Source organism: Desulfonatronospira sp. MSAO_Bac3 (assembly GCF_003838035.1).
In the GTDB taxonomy this organism is placed as follows: Bacteria; Desulfobacterota; Desulfovibrionia; order Desulfovibrionales; family Desulfonatronovibrionaceae; genus Desulfonatronospira; species Desulfonatronospira thiodismutans.
The window spans coordinates 1-3528 of the sequence record NZ_QYZY01000118.1; the positions used below are offsets into that span (position 1 = coordinate 1).

4 protein-coding genes are annotated in these 3528 nt (G+C 53.7%); 3 read left to right on the forward strand and 1 reads right to left on the reverse strand.

The genetic code is table 11. The annotated features are described in order from the left end of the window. A partial coding sequence (locus D5S03_RS04325; protein WP_287042786.1) for an Sfum_1244 family protein occupies positions 1-682 on the forward strand: 682 nt, incomplete at its 5' end. Between the two features lie 216 nt (positions 683-898). Here D5S03_RS04325 and D5S03_RS04330 read toward each other — a convergent pair. After that, the gene (locus tag D5S03_RS04330) at positions 899-1300 is read right to left on the reverse strand and encodes a response regulator (protein ID WP_008868472.1); all 402 of its coding nucleotides are present in this window, start codon (positions 1298-1300) and stop codon (positions 899-901) included. Positions 1301-1528: 228 nt separating this feature from the next. Between D5S03_RS04330 and D5S03_RS04335 the strand changes: the two genes are divergently transcribed. Both D5S03_RS04335 and D5S03_RS04340 read left to right on the forward strand, forming a co-directional pair. Next, on the forward strand, positions 1529-2344 hold the full coding sequence (locus tag D5S03_RS04335; protein WP_287042787.1) for a biotin--[acetyl-CoA-carboxylase] ligase: 816 nt from the start codon (positions 1529-1531) through the stop codon (positions 2342-2344). Positions 2345-2395: 51 nt separating this feature from the next. Beyond that, a partial coding sequence (locus D5S03_RS04340; protein WP_287042788.1) for an ATP-binding protein occupies positions 2396-3528 on the forward strand: 1133 nt, incomplete at its 3' end.

Sequence of the window (3528 nt, forward strand, 5' to 3'; positions counted from 1 at the left end):
CAGCGTGCCCCTCATGCGCCAGGGAAACCTGATAATCGGCAGAAGACGGTCCATGGCCACTCTTCTCTGGGACGAAATTCTAGAGCTTCGGGCTTCTTCGGCCAGGGCGCTGGCCTTTGCCTTTGACTGCCACGGGATCAACCTGCACAGGTTGCGCAGGCAACCGGGGAGTTATCAGGACGGTTTTTTAAGGGTCTGCGATGCAGAACTGCAAACCTGGGTCTATCACGAAATAGGCGAATCCCTGGTGGATGTTTTTCCCGGGGATTTATGGCAGCGTATTGTCTCGGAGCAGGCCGGGACTCTGGTGGAGTTTTTTGCCCGTACAGTGCGGGATATATTGGCTGATACCTGCCGGGGAGGTCTGCTGGATCATGTCATAAAAGAGCGCAGGAGTTCCTCCCTGGGATTTTATGCTGCTTTGACCAGGCCCCTTTCCCGGATTCTCTATCCCGAGATTGTCCCGGCTGTGCAGGATTTTATGCAAAATCCCAGGTGGGAAAAAATTGAAGAGGCGCGAACAGCCGGCTACAAGCGCGGCCGGGAGCTGGCCCTGAACCTGGTGGATGTTTATGAGCACTGCAGGCAGGAGGACCTGGAACGGGCCGGAAACCAGGTGATGGACAAAGTTATCCGTCCCCTGGGCATAGTAGATTCTCTGGAAGACGAGAACCCGGCGTAAAGTCCCGCCCTGGCCTGAACCTTCCGGGAGTAACCATTCAGGGGGTCCTCGGTGGTGATTACTGGCACAAGGCCTGGGGACTGTCCCTCGCTAAGTACCGGCTGTGCTGGTACACAAAACTTCGCGTCTGTAATTTTTGTAATTGTGCGTAAAAGGTGTCGCGGGGACTGTCCCCTGGCCGGTTCCGGCATCCCCTGAATGGTTAACTTCCGGGATTTATTTTTCAAGTACGCCTATTTCCTGAAGGGCTTTTTCAACTTTTTCTCTGGAAATGGGTTTTGAAAGGTAGGCATCAGCCTGGCCCTGGAAAAATGCAGTGGTTACATTTTTGGTGTCTGAAAGGGCAGTGGTCATGACCGCCTTTACTTCCTGGCCGATGGGAACCTGCTGTTCGGATTCAATCTCACGGATTTTTTTCAGGGCACTTTGTCCATCCATAACAGGCATCATTATATCCATAAAAACCATGTCGTAAGGCTGTCCCTGTTTAATAGCCCCTGCGAACAGGTCCAGGGCCTCGTGGCCGTTTTCAGCAGTATCGCACTGGCTGTAATGGGACAGAATTTTGACCAGGATCATCCTGCTGGTGATATCGTCTTCAACTACTAATGTACGCATGTATTCCCCCAAAAAGTTCTCATTTCAACCATTGGCCGATTATATTTTGCCTGTTTAATGGAAAGATTCAGACTAGTCAATCTTGCAGAAGTCAGAGGTCAGAAGTCAGAGGTCAGTAGCCAGAGGTCAGAAGTCAGAGATCAGGCGTCAGAAGTCAGAGGGCAGAGGTTTGAGGGCAGGGAATCAAATAAGCCTTAATCCATAATCCACAATTCTCATTCCAGGTTTATGCAGGTTTTTAAACTAAAAGATCTTTTACCTTCCAAAGTCGCTGGTTCCTCTGCCGGAATGCCGGACTTCAGTGCCTGTTTTCAGCGCAGCTGGAGGGAATTCAGGGTCTTTGAGCTTGAGACATGTGCCTCCAGCTTAGACACGGCCTGGGAGCTCATGGACCAAGGCGGAATGCTTGCCGGGGACAGTGTCCTTTGCCTGGAGCAGACCGGCGGCAGGGGGCGGATGCGCAGACGCTGGTCTTCCCCAAGGGGCAACATTTATGCCGCCATTAAGCTGCCTGTACCGGATTCACCGGAAAAGAACAGGATGCTCAGTATTATCGCCGGGTATTCGTTTCAGCGGGCGCTCATGGCCCGGGGCATTGAGGTCTTTCTCAAGTGGCCCAACGACCTGGTGGTAAATTCAGGCAAGGCCGGGGGGATACTCATTGAGGAAAAACGCGGCGGCATACTGGCCGGGATAGGCCTGAATCTGAAGTCCCTGCCGGACTCCAGAGAGCTGAGGACAGGCAGGCTTATGGATCCTGTGCACCTGTCCGGGGCCTGGCCGGAAGCAGATCCCCGCACGGCCTGGGCAGAGCTTGTGTATCTGGGACAATTCTGGTATGATAATATATTGTGCAATTATTCATTAATTGACTTTATTAGTGAAGTTAAGCCATATTTGTGGCTTGTGAATCAAATGGTCAGGGTGGAACAGGACCAGATCGTCCTGGAAGGCCGCCTGAAGGGGATAGATGAAAGCGGAGGCATCATCCTGGACTGTGCAGGGCAGCATAAGCATATCCAGACAGGCACTCTCCTTTCGTGACTGTCATCTGTTAACGGATATATATCCAAGCAAATAAAGGAAAACAGAGTTATGGAAATCAAGAGTTTTGAGCAAGTAGTCAAGGAGCTGGAAGGCCAGAAAATCCTGGTGGCCAACCGGGGTATTCCGGCCAGACGTATTGCCAGGTCCATACGGGAGGTTTTCAACGCCGTTCCGGTGATGACCGCAACTGACGTGGACAAGACTGCACCGTTTACCTCGGGAGCGCAGGAACTGCTTCTGCTGGGAGAAGATTCCAGGGCCTACCTGGATATGAAAAAGATTATCTCCAAGGCCAAGGCCATGGGGGTAATAGCCATACATCCAGGCTGGGGATTTATTTCCGAGGATTTTTCCTTTCCTTCCCAGTGCCGCAAGTCCGGGCTGGTATTTATCGGACCCGAAGACAGGCCCATGGAAATCCTGGGCAACAAGGTGGCGGTGCGCGATCTGGCCAAAAGGGTGGACGTGCCCGTGGTGCCCGGCTCAGAAGGAGCCGTCACCGTGGAACAGGCTTTGGATATGGCCTATGAGATCGGTTTTCCAGTGATGCTCAAGGCCGAAGGCGGCGGCGGCGGCCGCGGGATTTACGAGGTCTTCAGGGAAGAAGAGCTGGAAAGGGCCTATGCCAAGGCCTCGGCTCTGGCCCAGGCTTCATTCGGGAATCCCCGGCTGTATGTGGAAAAGCTTTTGACCTCTGTGCGCCATATCGAGATCCAGGTGGCTGCAGACAGGCACGGCAATGTGTTTGCCTTTGACGAACGTGATTGCACCCTGCAGCGCAACCATCAGAAGCTGGTGGAGATCACCCCTTCGCCCTGGCCGGTGATGAATGAGGATCTGAGGGCAAAGCTCAAGGAGTATTCCCGCAGGCTGGTTAGCGAAGTTGGATATCATTCCCTGTGTACAGTGGAATTCCTGGTGGACCGCGAGGGTAATCCCTATCTCATCGAGGTCAACACCCGCCTGCAGGTGGAGCACGGCATCACCGAATGCCGCTACGGGGTGGACCTGGTGGAAGAACAGATCGCCATGTCCTTCGGCTCTGAGCTGCGCTTCAATGAAAAGGACACCCTGCCCAACAACCACTCCATGCAGGTGCGCATCAACTGCGAGGATCCCCAGCAGGATTTCGCTCCCAATGCCGGGCTCATTACCAGATACCAGTCCCCCGGCGGACAGGG

What these genes read in the sequence shown, in the direction of transcription:
- D5S03_RS04330 (WP_008868472.1), bottom strand. Translation starts at nt 1,300, where the DNA reads ATGCGTACATTAGTAGTTGAAGACGATATCACCAGCAGGATGATCCTG.
- D5S03_RS04335 (WP_287042787.1), top strand. Translation starts at nt 1,529, where the DNA reads ATGCAGGTTTTTAAACTAAAAGATCTTTTACCTTCCAAAGTCGCTGGT.